Below are 15,912 nucleotides of genomic sequence, written 5' to 3'. Positions count from 1 at the left end.
GGCATCCAAAGCAGCATTCGGGGCGGGGGCGGGGCTTCCTAACATGGTCGAGGAGCGCCTCCGGTGGCGCCCGTGCCTTGTCCTACCCCCAGAGGAATGAAGTGATGAACAAGAAGAACTCCTTGCGCGGCCTGCTGGTGCTGGCCGGCCTCAGCGTCTCGGCCCTGGCCCTGGCCCATGGCAACGTGACCCCGCAAGCGGTGGATACCAAGGGCCTGGAGCCCCTGGGCAAGGAGTGGCGCGACACCAACCCGTACCGCGAGCCCTACGCCAACCACAAGCTGGCGGTGGAGATCGGCTCCTCCGCCTACAACCAGAACTGCGCGCGCTGCCATGGCCTGGAGGCCAAGTCCGGCGGCATTGCCCCCGACCTGCGCAAGCTCGACCTGGGCGCCGAGGGCGACGAGTGGTTCAAGGAGCGGGTGATCAACGGCGCGGTGCGCGACGGCGCCGTGTACATGCCGAAGATGGCCGACTTCATCAGCCAGGAAGGCCTGTGGGCCATCCGCAGCTACCTGGAAAGCGTCCACGTGGACGAGTGACGCCGCCATGCGCCTGCTCAGCCTGCTGTGCGGCCTGCTCCTGTTGCTGGGGCAGGCCGAGGCCAAGGTCCGGCCCTACGAAGACATGGTCGCTTCCGGCGTATTGCGGGTGGCGGTCTACCAGAACTTCCCGCCCTACAGCTTCATGCAGGGCGGCCAGCCCCACGGCATCGACGTGGATCTCGCCACGCGCCTGGCCCAGGGCCTGGGGCTGCGCGCGGAGTTCCTCTGGGTGATTCCCGGCGAGCGCCTGGACGACGACCTGCGCAACTTCATCTGGAAGGGCCACTACCTGCGCCCGGGCGTGGTCGCCGACGTGATGCTGCGGGTGCCCTACGACCGCGACTATTCGAACAAGCGCAACGACGTCGGCGAGCTGGCCAACGACCAGGTGGTGATGTTCGGCCCCTACCAGCGCGAGCGCTGGCAGGTGGTCAACGACGCCCGCCGGCTACCGCAGGTAGACACCATCGCGGCGTTCCGCGAGCACCGCATCGGCGTGGAACTGGACAGCGTGCCCTCGTTCTACCTGACCTCGGTGCTGGGCGGCCAGCTCAGCGCCATGACCGTGCACTTCCCCAGCACCCAGGCGGCCTTCGACGCCATGCGCGCCGGCAAGGTGGACGCGGTGATGGCCCTGCGCGGCGAGCTGGACTGGATGCGCGCCCAGGCCCACGACGACCAGCTGAAGAACGCCGAGAACACCTACCCCAGCCTCGGCCAGCCGGACTGGGACATCGGCATGGCGGTGCACGAGAGCAACCGCCAGCTCTCCAACGCCCTCGACGGCGAGCTGGAGGAACTGGTGCGCAGCGGCGAGCTGGCCAGGCTCTACGCCGGCTACGGCGTGCGCTACGAGTTGCCGGGGCTGTACCAGGACGTGCAATAGCACGAGGAGGAGGGATGCGTAGACGTAGCCTGCTGTTGGGCCTGTGCGGCCTGCCGCTGCTGGCCGCGGCGGTGGAGGGCGACCCGGTGCCCTCGGTGATGTGGAACTACCACCACAAGCGCCTGCTCGGCGGCGAGCCCTTCGTCTTCGACGAGCGGGTGAAGCTGGGCGTGCCGCCCTTCGCCGAGGACGCGCGGCAGGTGCCGGTGGAGGTGGACGCGCGGCAACTGCCCGGGCGCTTCGAGCGCCTGGTGCTGTGGGCCGAGCTGAACCCCATCCCCCACGTGCTGACGCTCTACCCGGGCAAGGGCCTGGAGGCGCTGCTGGCGGTGCGCATCCGCATCGAGCAGGCCACTGCCATCCGCGCCGCGCTGCGTGGTGAAGATGGCGTGTGGCACGTGGGCTCTGCGTGGATCGACGCCGCCGGCGGCGGCTGCACCGCGCCCAGCGTGGTGCGCGCCCAGGCCGGCTGGGAACAGCGCCTGGGCCAGGTGCACGGCGGGGCTTTCTCGCGCGGGCCGAACACGCGGCTGCGGCTGAAGGTGGACCACCCGATGGACAACGGCCTGGTCGGCGGCATCCCCGAGTTCTACCTCGACCACGCCGAGCTGCGCACGCCCGAGGGCGAGGTGCTGGCGCGCCTGGAGCTGTTCCCGGCGGTGAGCGAGAACCCCAGCTTCAGCTTCGAACTGCGCGGCCACCCCCACGCGAAGCTGTTCCTGCACGACAACAACGGCAACGAATTCGAGGCCGCCCTCTGAGGCGGCCGGCCCGCCCGCGAGGTGCCCATGCGTTACCTGCTGACCTTCCTGCTGCTGCTCTGCACCCAGGTCCTCGCCGACCTGCAGTACCACCTGCAACCCCGGCAGATCGCCGAGGGCACCTGGCTGGTGGAGGGCAGCACCGACAACTTCGCCAAGGACAACGGCGGCAACATCGTCAACGTGGCGTTCATCGACACCGGCGACGGCATCCTGGTGATCGACACCGGCCCCTCGCGGCGCTACGGCGAGGCGTTGCGCGCGGTGATCCAGCAGACCACCGGCAAGCCGGTGAAGCAGGTGCTGCTGACGCACCACCACCCCGACCACGTGCTGGGCAACCAGGCCTTCGCCGACGTGCCCATCGGCGCGCTGGCCGGCACCGGCAAGCTGCTGAAGGAGCAGGGCAACGCCATGGCGGAGAACATGTACCGCCTGGTGGGCGACTGGATGCGCGGCACCGAGGTGATGCTGCCGACGCAGACGGTGGAGCCGGGCGAGCTGCAGGTCGGCACGCACCGCTTCCGCCTGCTCGGCCTGCGCGGGCATACCGGGGCGGACCTGGCGATCCTCGACGAGACCAGCGGGGTGTTGTTCGCCGGCGACCTGGTGTTCTACGAGCGCGCGCTGACCACGCCCAACAGTCCTGGGCTGGACGTCTGGCTGGCCGATCTCGATACCCTGCAGGCGCTGCCCTGGAAGCTGATCGTCCCCGGCCACGGGCCCATCGCCACCGACGCCAAACCCTTCGCCCAGATGCGCGACTACCTCGGCTGGCTCGATGGCGTGATGCGCGAAGGCACCCGCGAAGGCGCGGACATGAACGACCTGCTGCGCACCCCCATCCCCGAACGCTTCGCCGGCATCAGCCTGACGCGCTACGAGCTGATCCGCAGCGTCACCCACCTGTACCCGCGCTACGAACAGCAGGCGTTGCCGCGTATCGACCGGCAATGAGCCGCCCCGGCTCTTCGTAGGAGCGAGCTCGCTCCTACGAAAGGCCGTGTTCACCTGTAACGGGCCGCGTGGCCGTTCCCCTGTAGGAGCGCGCCCTGCGCGCGAATCGCGGGCAGGGCCCGCTCCTACAGGTCTTCCGCACGTCACGGAGTTGTCTATTGGGTTCCCGCGTTCGCGGGAACCCAGAAAACAGCGATCACAAAGCCGGGTATTGCTACCAAGGAACTAGGGAATTCGGCAAAGCGGTCAATTGTTGGCCCACCGCACCGGGCCAAGAATCTGCGGCAGACCGGGAAAACTTCCCGGGTACAACAACAAATCCGCAGAGGTAGCCGCAATGAGACATGCAGGTCCCACCCCTTCCTTCGCGCGCAGCGCGCTCTTCGCCGCACTCGCCCTGGCCAGCCTGGGCGCCCGGGCCGCGGTTACCGACCAGGACATCAGCGACAGCGCCAAGCGCACCGACCAGATTGTGGTCAACGGCATCAACCAGCAGGGCCAGCGCTTCAGCCCGCTGAAGACCCTCAACAGCGACAACGTCAAGGAACTGCGCCCGGTGTGGGCGCTGTCGTTCGGCGGCGAGAAACAACGCGGCCAGCAGGCCCAGCCGCTGGTCAAGGACGGGGTGATGTACGTCAGCGCCTCCTACTCGCGGGTGTTCGCCGTGGACGCGCGCACCGGGCGCAAGCTCTGGCAGTACGACGCGCGCCTGCCCGACGGCATCATGCCCTGCTGCGACGTGATCAACCGCGGCGTGGCCCTGTACGGCGACCTGGTGATCTTCGGCACCCTGGACGCCAAGCTGGTGGCGCTGAACAAGGACACCGGCAAGGTGGTGTGGAAGAAGACCGTGGCCGACTACAAGGCCGGCTACTCCATCTCCGCCGCGCCGCTGATCGCCAAGGGCAAGCTGATTACCGGCGTGGCCGGCGGCGAGTTCGGCGTGGTCGGCAAGATCGAGGCGTACGACCCCACTAACGGCGACCTGCTGTGGAGCCGCCCGACCGTCGAAGGCCACATGGGCTACGTGTACAAGGACGGCAAGGCCATCGAGAACGGCATCTCCGGCGGCGAGGCCGGCAAGACCTGGCCGGGCGACCTGTGGAAGACCGGCGGCGCCGCGCCCTGGCTGGGCGGCTACTACGACCCGAGCACCGATTCGCTGTTCATCGGCACCGGCAACCCGTCGCCGTGGAACTCGCACCTGCGCCCGGGCGACAACCTGTTCTCCTCCTCGCGCCTGGCGCTGAACCCGGAGGACGGCTCGATCAAGTGGCACTTCCAGACCACCCCCCACGACGGCTGGGACTTCGACGGCGTGAACGAGCTGGTGTCCTTCGACTACAAGGACGGCGGCAAGACCGTGAAGGCCGCGGCCACCGCCGACCGCAACGGCTTCTTCTACGTGCTGGACCGCACCAACGGCAAGTTCATCCGCGGCTTCCCCTTCGTCGACAAGGTGACCTGGGCCAAGGGCCTGGACCCGAACGGCCGGCCGATCTACGACGACGCCCACCGCCCCGGCGCGCCGGGCGAGGGCGCCAAGGGAAGCTCGGTGTTCGTCTCGCCGTCCTTCCTCGGCGGCAAGAACTGGATGCCCATGGCCTACAGCCAGGACACCGGCCTGTTCTACGTGCCCTCCAACGAGTGGGGCATGGACATGTGGAACGAGAACGTGACCTACAAGAAGGGCGCGGCCTACCTGGGCGCCGGTTTCACCATCAAGCCGCTGAACGAGAAGTACATCGGCGTGCTGCGCGCCATCGACCCGAAGACCGGCAAGCAGGTGTGGCGCTACGAGAACTACGCGCCGCTGTGGGGCGGCGTGCTGGCCACCCACGGCAACCTGGTGTTCACCGGCAACCCCGAGGGCTACCTGATGGCCTTCGACGCCAAGACCGGCAAGAAGCTCTACGAGTTCAACACCGGCTCGGGCGTGATCGCCTCGCCGATCACCTGGGAGATGGACGGCGAGCAGTACGTCACCGTGCTCTCCGGCTGGGGCGGCGCCGTGCCGCTGTGGGGCGGCGAGGTGGCCAAGCGCATCAAGGACCTGGACCAGGGCGGGATGATCTGGACCTTCAAGCTGCCGAAGGACCTGGTGAGCAAGCGTTGAGTTCGCTGGGGTAGGGCAGGGGGCTGGCTGGTGCCGGCCCTTTGCTTTTTGGGGGCTTTGCTTTTTGCTTTTCGTAGGAGCGAGCTTGCTCGCGAACGGTGTCTCCCGGTTGCAGTGGTGCAAGCGTTGACTCCGGCCCCTCTCCCTAACCCTCGGCTGCGCGCCCCGCCCTGAAGGGAGAGGGGACCGTTCGGTGTGCGCTGATGCTTCGGCGTTAGCCAGCTTGTACCGAGTGGCCAGCTGACACCAAGTCCTCTCTCGGCACGGACAAGCCCCCTCTCCCTTCAGGGCGGGGCGCGCAGCCGAGGGCTGGGGAGAGGGGGCGAGATTCGAGCCTGCACTGGAATCGCCGGCAGACTCCATGTGGTGGTTCGCGCAAGCAAGCTCGCCCCCACGAACACCCCCCTCTACTACCAAATAACTACCCCCTCACGCCCATGGGCGCATTCCTGGCCGGCAAGGGCGCTGCCTAAGATCGCCGCAAGGCCCGGGCTTGGTGCGCCGGGACGCCACAGGAGAGCTTCGCCATGATCTACGCCCCACCCGGAACCCCCGGTGCCGTCGTCACCCTCAAGCCGCGCTACGGCAACTACATCGGCGGTGAATTCGTGCCGCCGGTGCTCGGCCAGTACTTCACCAACACTTCCCCGGTGAACGGCCAACCGATCGCCGAATTCCCCCGTTCCACCGCCGAGGACGTGGAGCGCGCGCTGGACGCCGCCCACGCCGCCGCCGATGCCTGGGGCCGCACTTCGGTGCAGGAGCGCTCGCTGGTCCTGCTGAAGATCGCCGACCGCATCGAACAGAACCTGGAAGTGCTCGCCGTCACCGAGACCTGGGACAACGGCAAGCCGGTGCGCGAAACCCTCAACGCCGACATCCCGCTGGCCGCCGACCACTTCCGCTACTTCGCCGGCTGCATCCGCGCCCAGGAAGGCGGCGCCGCCGAGATCAACGACAGCACCGTGGCCTACCACATCCACGAGCCGCTGGGCGTGGTCGGGCAGATCATCCCGTGGAACTTCCCGCTGCTGATGGCCGCCTGGAAGCTGGCCCCGGCCCTGGCCGCCGGCAACTGCGTGGTGCTCAAGCCGGCCGAGCAGACGCCGCTGTCGATCATGCTGCTGGCCGAGATCATCAACGACCTGCTGCCGCCGGGCGTGCTCAACATCGTCCAGGGCTTCGGCAAGGAAGCGGGGCAGGCGCTGGCCACCAGCAAGCGCATCGCCAAGATCGCCTTCACCGGCTCCACCCCGGTGGGCGCGCACATCCTCCATTGCGCGGCGGAGAACATCATCCCGTCCACCGTGGAGCTGGGCGGCAAGAGCCCGAACATCTTCTTCGACGACATCCTGCGCGCCGAGCCGAGCTTCATCGAGAAGGCCGCCGAGGGCCTGGTGCTGGCCTTCTTCAACCAGGGCGAGGTGTGCACCTGCCCGTCGCGCGCCCTGGTGCAGGAGTCGATCTTCGAGCCGTTCATGGCCGAGGTGCAGAAGAAGATCGCCCAGATCAAGCGCGGCAACCCGCTGGACACCGAGACCATGGTCGGTGCCCAGGCCTCGCAGCAGCAGTACGAGAAGATTCTGTCGTACCTCGACATCGCCCAGAACGAAGGCGCCCAGCTGCTGGCCGGCGGCCAGAGCGAGCGGCTGTCCGGCGACCTCGCCAGCGGCTACTACATCCAGCCCACGCTGCTGAAGGGCCACAACGGCATGCGCGTGTTCCAGGAGGAAATCTTCGGCCCGGTGGTGGGCGTGACCACCTTCAAGGACGAGGCCGAGGCCCTGGCGATTGCCAACGACACCGAGTTCGGCCTGGGCGCCGGCGTCTGGACCCGCGACATCAACCGCGCCTGGCGCATGGGCCGCGGCATCAAGGCCGGCCGCGTGTGGACCAACTGCTACCACCTGTACCCGGCGCACGCCGCGTTCGGCGGCTACAAGAAGTCCGGCGTCGGCCGCGAGACGCACAAGATGATGCTCGACCACTACCAGCAGACCAAGAACCTGCTGGTGAGCTACGACGTCAACCCGCTGGGGTTCTTCTGAGGTAGACCGGCCGCCCGCGACCCCGTCCCCATCCGGGGGCGCGGGCCGGTTCCGGCAAGCGTGTTCAACACCCGCGCCCGGCGCTCCACCGGGCCACCTTCCTTTCGATGCGCCCAGCCTGGGCGACCCGCGCGCCACTCCCACTTCCGGGCGTTGCGGGGCTATCGAGCGCGGCTTCGGCCGCGTTTTTTGTTTTTGGGCAGGGTGTTTCCCGGTGATCGCGGTGTTCTTGGCGTCACTCCGTTCCCTCTCCCCAGCCCTCGGCTGCGCGCCCCGCCCTGAAGGGAGAGGGGCCAGTCCGTGCCGAGAGAGGATCTGGAGTCAGCCGGCCACCCGGTGCAAGCCGGCTAACGCGGAAATACCAGCGCATGCCGAACGGTCCCCTCTCCCTTCAGGGAGAGGGTTAGGGAGAGGGGACGGCGTCAATGCTTGCACCCCTGCAGCCGGGAGGCACCACTCACAAAAGCACCGCGACACCCATCGCCCCTCCCTACCAAATCAGGGGGAAAACTCCTTCGAAAGTATCATTCGGAGGGCCCACCCCTGGTGTTTAACTCGACCTGCCGGAATCGCCGGCCAACAAGAAGAGGACAGACCCATGTGGACCAAGCCTAGCTTCACCGACCTGCGCCTTGGCTTCGAAGTGACCCTGTACTTCGCCAACCGCTGATCCACCCGGCCCCGGTCTTCCGGGGCCCCTGCCCACGGGGCACTGTCATGCACATCCGTATTCTCGGTTCGGCCGCCGGTGGCGGCTTCCCGCAATGGAACTGCAACTGCCGCAACTGCCACGGCGTGCGCAGCGGCCAGGTGCTGGCGCAGCCGCGCACCCAGTCGTCCATCGCCCTGTCCGACGACGGCGAGCGCTGGATTCTCTGCAACGCCTCGCCCGACATCCGCGCCCAGTTGGCCGCCTTCCCGGCCCTGCAGCCGGCGCGCAAGGTGCGCGACACGGCCATCGCCGGCATCCTCCTGCTGGACAGCCAGATCGACCACTGCACCGGCCTGCTCAGCCTGCGCGAGGGCTGCCCGCACGACGTCTGGTGCACGCAGATGGTCCACCAGGACCTGACCAGCGGCTTCCCGCTGTTCAACATGCTGCAGCACTGGAACGGCGGCCTGCGCCACCACCCGATCGAGCTGGACGGCGCGCCCTTCACCGTGCCCGCCTGCCCGAACCTGCGCTTCACCGCCATCCCGCTGCGCAGCGCCGCGCCGCCGTATTCGCCGCACCGCCACGACCCGCACCCGGGCGACAACATCGGCCTGTTCGTCGAGGACCTGGGCAGCGGCGGCAAGCTGTTCTACGCCCCCGGCCTGGGCCAGGTGGACGAGGCGCTGCTGGGCTGGATGCGCCGCGCCGACTGCCTGCTGGTGGACGGTACCCTGTGGCGCGACGACGAGATGCGCCGCTGCGAAGTGGGCGACAAGCTCGGCAGCGAGATGGGCCACCTGGCCCAGAGCGGCCCCGGCGGCATGCTCGAGGTGCTGGACGGCGTGCCCGGGCCGCGCAAGGTGCTTATCCACATCAACAACACCAACCCCATCCTCGACCCGGCCTCGCCCGAACGCGCCGAACTGGACGCCCGCGGCGTCGAAGTGGCCTGGGACGGCATGGCCATCCATCTGTAGAGGGAGCGCGCGATGAACGCCGCCATGAGCCCCGCCGAATTCGAGCAGGCGCTGCGCGCCAAGGGCGCCTGCTATCACATCCACCACCCGTTCCACGTGGCCATGTACGAGGGCCGCTGCACCCGCGAGCAGCTCCAGGGCTGGGTGGCCAACCGCTTCTACTACCAGCTGAACATCCCGCTGAAGGACGCCGCCATCCTCGCCAACTGCCCGGACCGCGACACCCGCCGCGAGTGGGTGCAGCGCATCCTCGACCACGACGGCCGCCCCGGCGAGCCCGGCGGCATCGAGGCCTGGCTGCGCCTGGCCGAGGCGGTGGGCCTGGAGCGCGAGCAGGTGCTGTCGCAGGAACTGGTGCTGCCCGGCGTGCGCTTCGCCGTGGACGCCTACGTCAACTTCGCCCGCCGCGCCAGCTGGCAGGAAGCGGCCAGCAGTTCGCTGACCGAGCTGTTCGCCCCGCAGATCCACCAGTCGCGGCTGGACGCCTGGCCGCAGCACTACCCCTGGATAGACGCGGCCGGCTACGACTACTTCCGCAGCCGCCTGTCCCAGGCCCGCCGTGACGTGGAGCACGGCCTGCGCATCACCCTGGAGCACTACCGCACCCGCGAGGCCCAGGCGCGCATGCTGGACATCCTGCAGTTCAAGCTCGACGTGCTCTGGAGCATGCTCGACGCCATGAGCATGGCCTACGAGCTGGGCCGCCCGCCGTACCACACGGTGACGCGCGAGCGCATCTGGCACAGGGGGCTGCTGTGATGAGCCTGCCCGCGCTGGACAGCGTGCCGCGCATCCGCCGCGGCTTCCGCCTGCAATTCGAACCGGCCCAGGGCTGCCACGTGCTGCTCTACCCCGAAGGCATGGTCAAGCTCAACGACAGCGCCGGGGAAATCCTCCAGCGCGTCGATGGCCAGCGCGACGTGGCGGCCATTATCGCCGAGCTGAGCAAGAGCTTCCCCGGCGTGCCGGGCATCGACGAAGACATCCTGGCATTCCTCGAGGTGGCCCATGCGCAATTCTGGATCGAGCTGCACTGAAAGCGCCGGCCCGCCGCTGTGGCTGCTGGCCGAGCTGACCTACCGCTGCCCGCTGCAGTGCCCGTACTGCTCCAACCCGCTGGACTTCGCCAGGCAGAGCGGTGAACTGAGCACCGCCGAGTGGATCGAGGTGTTCCGCCAGGCCCGCGAGCTGGGCGCCGCGCAGCTGGGCTTTTCCGGCGGCGAGCCGCTGCTGCGCCAGGACCTCGCCGAGCTGATCAGCGCGGCCCGCGGGCTGGGCTTCTACACCAACCTGATCACCTCCGGCATCGGCCTGAGCGAGGCGCGCCTGGCGCAGTTCGCCGAGGCCGGGCTGGACCACATCCAGATCAGCTTCCAGGCCGCCGACGAGGAGGTGAACAATCTGCTCGCCGGCTCGCGCAAGGCCTTCGCCCAGAAGCTGGCCATGGCCCGCGCTGTGAAGGCCCACGGCTACCCGATGGTGCTCAACTTCGTCACCCACCGGCACAACATCGACAACATCGGGCGGATCATCGAGCTGTGCATCGAGCTTGAGGCCGACTTCGTCGAACTCGCCACCTGCCAGTTCTACGGCTGGGCCGAGCTGAACCGCGCCGGCCTGCTGCCGACCCGTGCGCAATTGGAGCGCGCCGAGCGCATCACCCACGAATACCGCGAACGCCTGGCCGCCGAAGGCAACCCCTGCAAGCTGATCTTCGTCACCCCGGACTACTACGAAGAGCGCCCCAAGGCCTGCATGGGCGGCTGGGCCAGCGTGTTCCTCGACGTCACCCCCGACGGCACCGCGCTGCCGTGCCACAGCGCGCGGCAACTGCCGGTGCAGTTCCCCAACGTGCGCGAGCACAGCCTGCAGCACATCTGGTACGAATCCTTCGGCTTCAACCGCTACCGCGGCGACGCCTGGATGCCCGAGCCGTGCCGCTCCTGCTCGGAGAAGGAACGCGACCACGGCGGCTGCCGCTGCCAGGCCTACATGCTCACCGGCGACGCCGACGCCACCGACCCGGTGTGCGCCAAGTCGGCCCACCACGGGAAGATTCTCGACGCCCGGCGCCAGGCCGAGGAAGCGCCGCTGGGCCTGGACCAGCTGACCTGGCGCAACCAGCGCGCCTCACAGTTGATCTGCAAGGCCTGAGGGTGCGCAGCCTAGCCCATGGCGACTGGCCCAGCGCCTGGAGCGCCGAGCGCGCGGTGGCGGCGGGGCGTGACTTCGCCGAACTGCATGCGGCCCACGGCGGGCTGCTGTGGCTGGAGTTCGAGCCGCGCAGCGCGCGCTGCCGCCTGTACCTGTGGCGCGACGGCGCGCTGCAGGAGCTGACGCCGCCCGGCGCCTCGGCGCGCAGCCGCGTCTACGAATACGGCGGCGGCGCCTGCTGCGCCACGGCCGAGGGCGTGGCCTGGGTGGAGGAGGGCGACCAGCAGGTGCGCTGGCTGCGCTTCGGCGAGGCGCCCCGGCAGTTGACCGAGCGCCCGCAGTGCCGCTATGGCGACCTGCACTACGTGGCGGCCTGGAATGCGCTGCTGACGGTGGAGGAAAGCCGCGAGGGCGACGCAGTGGTCCACCGCATCGTGCGCCTGGATGCCGACGGCGCGCGCCAGGTCATCGCCGAGGGCGCGGACTTCTACGCCGCGCCGACAGCCAGCTCCGACGCGGCGCGCATCGCCTGGGTGGAATGGGACCGCCCGCGACAGCCCTGGACCGCCACGCGCCTGTGCCTGCTGCGGGACGGCACGCAGTGTTGCCTGGTAGGCGAGGGCGGCGAAGAATCCATCCAGCAACCGCGCTTCGACGACCAGGGCCGCCTGCACTGGCTCAGCGACCGCGGCGGCTGGTGGCGCCCCGAGGCCGAGGACGGGCAGGGCGGTGCCTTCGCTGCCGCCGACCACGCCCCGGCGCCCTGGCAGCTGGGTGGACGCAACTACCTGCCGCTGGCCAATGACGAGATGCTGCTGAGCCGCTTCGAGGAAGGCCGCGGGCTGCTGGTGCTGCGCGCCGCCGATGGCAGCGAACGGCGCCTGGCCCCGGACTTCTCGCGCTTCCGCGCCCTGGTCGCCGATGCCGGGCACTTCTTCTGCATCGCCTCCGCCGAGGACCGCCTGCCGGCGCTGCTGGTCATCAGTCGCGAGAGTGGCCAGGTGCAAGTAATCGCCGGTGGCGAACATCCGCTGGACGAGGCCGAGCTATCGCGCCCGCAACCCTTCGGCTACCCGGTGGCCGGCAACGAGCGCGGCTACGGCTTCTTCTACCCGCCGCGCAACGCCCAGTGCCGCGGCCCGGCGGGGCGGCGGCCGCCGCTGGTGATGTTCCTGCATGGCGGGCCCACTTCGGCCTGCTACCCGGCGTTCGACGCGCGCATCCAGTTCTGGACGCAGCGCGGCTTCGCCGTGGCCGACCTCAACTACCGCGGCAGCGCCAACTTCGGCCGTGCCTACCGCGAACGGCTGCGCGGCGAATGGGGCAGGGCGGAGGTGCAGGACATCTGGGCGGCGGTGGTGCAACTGGCCGCCGATGGCCTGATCGACCGCCAGCGGGTGTTCGTCCGCGGCGCCAGCGCCGGCGGCTACAGCGCGCTCTGCGCCCTGGCCTTCGTCGGCGGCTTCCGCGGAGGCGCCAGCCTCTATGGCGTCAGCGATCCGCTGGCGCTGGGGCGGGTGACGCACAAGTTCGAGGCCGACTACATCGGCTGGCTGATCGGCGACCCGCAACGCGACGCCCGCCGCTACCGGGCGCGCACGCCGCTGCTGCACGCCGCGCGCATCCAGGCGCCGGTGATCTTCTTCCAGGGCGAACTGGACGCCGTGGTGGTGCCCGAGCAGACCCAGGCCATGGTCGCCAGCCTGCGCCAGCGCGGCTTGGCCGTGGAATGCCACCTGTACCCCGGCGAGCGCCACGGCTTCCGACAGGCGGCCAACCTGGCCCACGCGCTGGACGCCGAGTGGCGCTTCTACCGTGCGCTGCTGGGCGGCTGACGGCCGGGCCAAGGTCGCATTGCAATCAGCGCAGGATGCAGTAGGCTCGCGGAAACATTTCATAACAAGAACAAGCACCCCATGAGCCACGACCTCAGCCTGCTGCGCAAATTCGTCTCGCCAGAGATCATCTTCGGTGCCGGTTGCCGGCACACCGTCGCCAACTACGCCAAGACCTTCGGCGCCCGCAAGGTGCTGCTGGTGTCCGACCCCGGCGTGCTCGCCGCCGGCTGGGTGGCCGACGTGCAGGCCAGCCTGGCCGGGCAGGGCATCGAGCACTGCCTGTACACCGACGTATCCCCAAACCCGCGCGTGGAAGAAGTGATGCGCGGCGCCGACATCTACCGCAGCGAGGGCTGCAACGTGATAGTCGCGGTCGGCGGCGGCAGCCCCATGGACTGCGCCAAGGGCATCGGCATCGTCGCCGCCCACGGCCGCAACATCCTCGAGTTCGAGGGCGTGGACAAGCTGCGCGTGCCCAGCCCGCCGCTGATCCTCATCCCCACCACCGCCGGCACCTCGGCCGACGTCTCGCAGTTTGTCATCATCTCCAACCAGGACGAGCGCATGAAATTCTCGGTGGTGAGCAAGGCGGTGGTGCCCGACGTGTCGCTGATCGACCCGGAAACCACCCTGAGCATGGACGGCTTCCTCTCCGCCTGCACCGGCATCGACGCCCTGGTCCACGCCATCGAGGCCTTCGTCTCCACCGGCCACGGCCCGCTCACCGACAGCCACGCGCTGGAGGCCATGCGCCTGATCGACGGCAACCTGGTGCAGATGATCGCCAACCCCAACGACATCGCCCTGCGCGAGAAAATCATGCTCGGCAGCATGCAGGCCGGGCTGGCTTTCTCCAATGCCATCCTCGGCGCGGTGCACGCCATGTCCCACAGCCTGGGCGGCTACCTCGACCTGCCCCACGGGCTGTGCAACGCGGTGCTGGTGGAGCACGTGGTGGCCTTCAACTACAACGCCGCGCCCGAGCGCTTCAAGGTCATCGCCGAGACCTTCGGCATCGACTGCCGCGGCCTCAGCCACGCGCAAATCCGCCAGCGCCTGGTCGAGCACCTGATCGCCCTCAAGCGCGCCGTGGGCTTCCACGAGACCCTCGGCCCGCACGGCGTGGGCATCTCCGACATCCCCTTCCTGTCGCGCCACGCCATGCAGGACCCGTGCATCCTCACCAACCCCCGCGAATCCAGCCAGCGCGACGTCGAGGTGGTCTATGGCGAGGCCCTCTGAGCCGCAGCAGGACGCCCTGGCGGCGCTGCTCGGCCTGGGCAGCCACTCCACGCGCAAGAGCCACTACCCCGAGCTGCTGGCGCGCCTGGAGGAACTGGAAACCGAGCGCAACCGCTACAAGTGGCTGTTCGAGCACGCCGTGCACGGCATCTTCCAGGCCAGCCTCAGCGACGGCCTGCGCGCGGCCAACCCGGCCCTGGCGCGGATGCTCGGCTACGCCGACCCGCAGCAGGTGTTGTGGAACCTGCAGGACATGGCCACGCAACTGTTCGCCGGCGGCGAGGCGGAGATGCGCCGCATCCGCGACCTGCTGCGCGAGCAGGGCGGGCTGTTCGGCTACGAGACGCGCCTGCTGCGCAAGGACGGCAGCCACGTCGACGTGCTCATGAACCTGCTGCTCAAGCCCGACGAAGAAGGCCTGGTGGAAGGCTTCGTCGCCGACATCACCGAACGCATCCTGGCCCAGCAGCGCCTGCAGACCCTCAACGAGGAACTGGAGCAGCGCGTCGCCGAACGCACCGGCGAGCTGGAAGCGCTGAACCAGCAACTGCGCGAGGCGCGCGACGCCGCCGAGGCGGCCAACCACAGCAAGGACAAGTACCTGGCGGCGGCCAGCCACGATTTGCTGCAGCCGCTCAACGCCGCGCGCCTGCTGGTGGCCACCCTGCGCGAGCGGCAATTGCCGGGCGCCGAGCAGCAATTGGTTGAACGCACCCACCAGGCCCTGGAAGGCGCCGAGAACCTGCTCACCGACCTGCTGGAAATCGCCCGCCTGGACCAGAGCGCGATCCGCCCGGACCTGGACGTCCACGGCCTGGACGAACTGCTCGGCCCGCTGGCCTCGGAGTTCGAAAGCGTGGCGCTGTCGTCCGGCCTGCAATGGCGCGTGCGCATCCCCAACCTCTCGGTGCGCACCGATGCGCGCCTGCTGTCGCGCATCCTGCGCAATTTCCTCAGCAACGCCTGCCGCTACACCGGGCGCGGTGGCGTATTGCTGGCCGCACGGCGGCGCGGCGCCAGCGTGCGCCTGGAGGTGTGGGACACCGGCCGCGGCATCCCGGCGGACCAGTTGCAGGCGATCTTCCTCGAATTCAACCAGCTCGACACCGGCCGCGCCGCCGAGCGCCAGGGCGTGGGCCTGGGCCTGGCCATCGTCGACCGCATCGCCGGGCTGCTCGGCTGCGCGGTGCAGGTGCGTTCGGTGCCCGGGCGCGGCTCGCTGTTCGCCCTCGAAGTGCCCCTGGCCGAGGCGCTGCCGCCGCGCGCCGGCGGCGATGCCGCGCCGCGCCCGAGCACCGGCGACCCGCTGCCGGGCCGGCGCCTGCTGGTGGTGGACAACGAAACCTCGATCCTCTTCAGCATGGCCGCGCTGCTCGGCCAGTGGGGCTGCGAGGTGCTCACCGCCACCGACCGCGACGCCGCCCTGGCGCTGCTCGGCCCGCAGCCGCCGGAGGCGATACTGGCCGACTACCACCTGGACCACGGCGCCACCGGCTGCGAGCTGGTGCGCGACCTGCGCCGCCACTACGGCCGCGAGATCCCCGCGGTGATGATCAGCGCCGACCGCAGCGACGAATGCCGCCGCGCCCTGCAGCGCCTGGGCATCCCGCAGCTGAACAAGCCGCTGAAGCCGGGCAAGCTGCGCGCGGTGCTCAGCGCCCTGCTCGATACGCCGGCCTGACCGGCCGGTCATGGGCGGATTCGCCCACGCGGGCTAGAATACCCGCTGCGCG

14 protein-coding genes are annotated in these 15,912 nt (G+C 69.4%); all 14 read left to right on the top strand.

Annotated features, from left to right (window positions below; genetic code table 11):
* Positions 1–104: 104 nt before the first annotated feature.
* The 14 genes from pedF to PcP3B5_RS17715 all read left to right on the top strand — a co-directional run bounded on the left by pedF (position 105) and on the right by PcP3B5_RS17715 (position 15,860).
* On the top strand, positions 105–542 hold the full coding sequence (gene pedF, locus PcP3B5_RS17775) for a cytochrome c-550 PedF (protein ID WP_009622924.1): 438 nt from the start codon (positions 105–107) through the stop codon (positions 540–542).
* 7 nt (positions 543–549) lie between these two features.
* Positions 550–1,431 carry a substrate-binding periplasmic protein gene (locus PcP3B5_RS17770; protein ID WP_043271916.1) on the top strand — a complete coding sequence of 294 codons (882 nt, stop codon included), beginning with the start codon at positions 550–552 and terminating at the stop codon, positions 1,429–1,431.
* A gap of 14 nt (positions 1,432–1,445) precedes the next feature.
* Positions 1,446–2,192: a quinoprotein dehydrogenase-associated SoxYZ-like carrier gene (locus PcP3B5_RS17765; RefSeq protein ID WP_061562003.1), complete on the top strand. Its 747-nt coding sequence runs from the start codon at positions 1,446–1,448 to the stop codon at positions 2,190–2,192.
* A 27-nt stretch (positions 2,193–2,219) separates the two neighbouring features.
* Positions 2,220–3,149 (top strand): quinoprotein relay system zinc metallohydrolase 1, encoded by a 930-nt coding sequence (locus tag PcP3B5_RS17760; RefSeq protein ID WP_061562002.1) that lies wholly within the window; start codon positions 2,220–2,222, stop codon positions 3,147–3,149.
* A gap of 337 nt (positions 3,150–3,486) precedes the next feature.
* The gene (locus PcP3B5_RS17755) at positions 3,487–5,265 is read left to right on the top strand and encodes a methanol/ethanol family PQQ-dependent dehydrogenase (RefSeq protein ID WP_061562001.1); all 1,779 of its coding nucleotides are present in this window, start codon (positions 3,487–3,489) and stop codon (positions 5,263–5,265) included.
* A 527-nt stretch (positions 5,266–5,792) separates the two neighbouring features.
* Positions 5,793–7,313, top strand: coding sequence for an acetaldehyde dehydrogenase ExaC (gene exaC, locus PcP3B5_RS17750; protein ID WP_061562000.1), 1,521 nt, complete (start codon positions 5,793–5,795; stop codon positions 7,311–7,313).
* A gap of 598 nt (positions 7,314–7,911) precedes the next feature.
* Entirely contained in the window at positions 7,912–7,983 is a 72-nt protein-coding gene (gene pqqA, locus PcP3B5_RS30835; RefSeq protein WP_003106462.1) for a pyrroloquinoline quinone precursor peptide PqqA, read from the top strand.
* A 47-nt stretch (positions 7,984–8,030) separates the two neighbouring features.
* Positions 8,031–8,945: a pyrroloquinoline quinone biosynthesis protein PqqB gene (gene pqqB / locus PcP3B5_RS17745; RefSeq protein WP_061561999.1), complete on the top strand. Its 915-nt coding sequence runs from the start codon at positions 8,031–8,033 to the stop codon at positions 8,943–8,945.
* Positions 8,946–8,957: 12 nt separating this feature from the next.
* Positions 8,958–9,704 (top strand): pyrroloquinoline-quinone synthase PqqC, encoded by a 747-nt coding sequence (pqqC, locus tag PcP3B5_RS17740; RefSeq protein WP_061561998.1) that lies wholly within the window; start codon positions 8,958–8,960, stop codon positions 9,702–9,704.
* Entirely contained in the window at positions 9,704–9,982 is a 279-nt protein-coding gene (gene pqqD, locus PcP3B5_RS17735) for a pyrroloquinoline quinone biosynthesis peptide chaperone PqqD (protein ID WP_061561997.1), read from the top strand. Before pqqC ends, pqqD begins: the two co-directional genes overlap by 1 nt.
* Positions 9,954–11,099: a pyrroloquinoline quinone biosynthesis protein PqqE gene (gene pqqE / locus PcP3B5_RS17730; RefSeq protein WP_061561996.1), complete on the top strand. Its 1,146-nt coding sequence runs from the start codon at positions 9,954–9,956 to the stop codon at positions 11,097–11,099. Before pqqD ends, pqqE begins: the two co-directional genes overlap by 29 nt.
* 2 nt (positions 11,100–11,101) lie before the next feature.
* Positions 11,102–12,934 (top strand): alpha/beta hydrolase family protein, encoded by a 1,833-nt coding sequence (locus PcP3B5_RS17725; RefSeq protein ID WP_061561995.1) that lies wholly within the window; start codon positions 11,102–11,104, stop codon positions 12,932–12,934.
* Between the two features lie 81 nt (positions 12,935–13,015).
* The gene (gene ercA, locus PcP3B5_RS17720) at positions 13,016–14,179 is read left to right on the top strand and encodes an alcohol dehydrogenase-like regulatory protein ErcA (protein ID WP_061561994.1); all 1,164 of its coding nucleotides are present in this window, start codon (positions 13,016–13,018) and stop codon (positions 14,177–14,179) included.
* A complete protein-coding gene (locus PcP3B5_RS17715; protein ID WP_061561993.1) occupies positions 14,163–15,860 on the top strand; it encodes a PAS domain-containing hybrid sensor histidine kinase/response regulator in 1,698 nt (565 codons plus the stop codon). Before ercA ends, PcP3B5_RS17715 begins: the two co-directional genes overlap by 17 nt.
* Positions 15,861–15,912 lie beyond the last annotated feature (52 nt).

Origin of the sequence: Pseudomonas citronellolis (assembly GCF_001586155.1) — a bacterium.
GTDB classification, from domain to species: Bacteria; Pseudomonadota; Gammaproteobacteria; order Pseudomonadales; family Pseudomonadaceae; genus Pseudomonas; species Pseudomonas citronellolis.
This window is presented reverse-complemented; position numbering and strand designations above follow the sequence as displayed.

What these genes read in the sequence shown, in the direction of transcription:
- pedF (WP_009622924.1), top strand. Translation starts at nt 105, where the DNA reads ATGAACAAGAAGAACTCCTTGCGCGGCCTGCTGGTGCTGGCCGGCCTC.
- PcP3B5_RS17770 (WP_043271916.1), top strand. Translation starts at nt 550, where the DNA reads ATGCGCCTGCTCAGCCTGCTGTGCGGCCTGCTCCTGTTGCTGGGGCAG.
- PcP3B5_RS17765 (WP_061562003.1), top strand. Translation starts at nt 1,446, where the DNA reads ATGCGTAGACGTAGCCTGCTGTTGGGCCTGTGCGGCCTGCCGCTGCTG.
- PcP3B5_RS17760 (WP_061562002.1), top strand. Translation starts at nt 2,220, where the DNA reads ATGCGTTACCTGCTGACCTTCCTGCTGCTGCTCTGCACCCAGGTCCTC.
- PcP3B5_RS17755 (WP_061562001.1), top strand. Translation starts at nt 3,487, where the DNA reads ATGAGACATGCAGGTCCCACCCCTTCCTTCGCGCGCAGCGCGCTCTTC.
- exaC (WP_061562000.1), top strand. Translation starts at nt 5,793, where the DNA reads ATGATCTACGCCCCACCCGGAACCCCCGGTGCCGTCGTCACCCTCAAG.
- pqqB (WP_061561999.1), top strand. Translation starts at nt 8,031, where the DNA reads ATGCACATCCGTATTCTCGGTTCGGCCGCCGGTGGCGGCTTCCCGCAA.
- pqqC (WP_061561998.1), top strand. Translation starts at nt 8,958, where the DNA reads ATGAACGCCGCCATGAGCCCCGCCGAATTCGAGCAGGCGCTGCGCGCC.
- pqqD (WP_061561997.1), top strand. Translation starts at nt 9,704, where the DNA reads ATGAGCCTGCCCGCGCTGGACAGCGTGCCGCGCATCCGCCGCGGCTTC.
- pqqE (WP_061561996.1), top strand. Translation starts at nt 9,954, where the DNA reads ATGCGCAATTCTGGATCGAGCTGCACTGAAAGCGCCGGCCCGCCGCTG.
- ercA (WP_061561994.1), top strand. Translation starts at nt 13,016, where the DNA reads ATGAGCCACGACCTCAGCCTGCTGCGCAAATTCGTCTCGCCAGAGATC.
- PcP3B5_RS17715 (WP_061561993.1), top strand. Translation starts at nt 14,163, where the DNA reads ATGGCGAGGCCCTCTGAGCCGCAGCAGGACGCCCTGGCGGCGCTGCTC.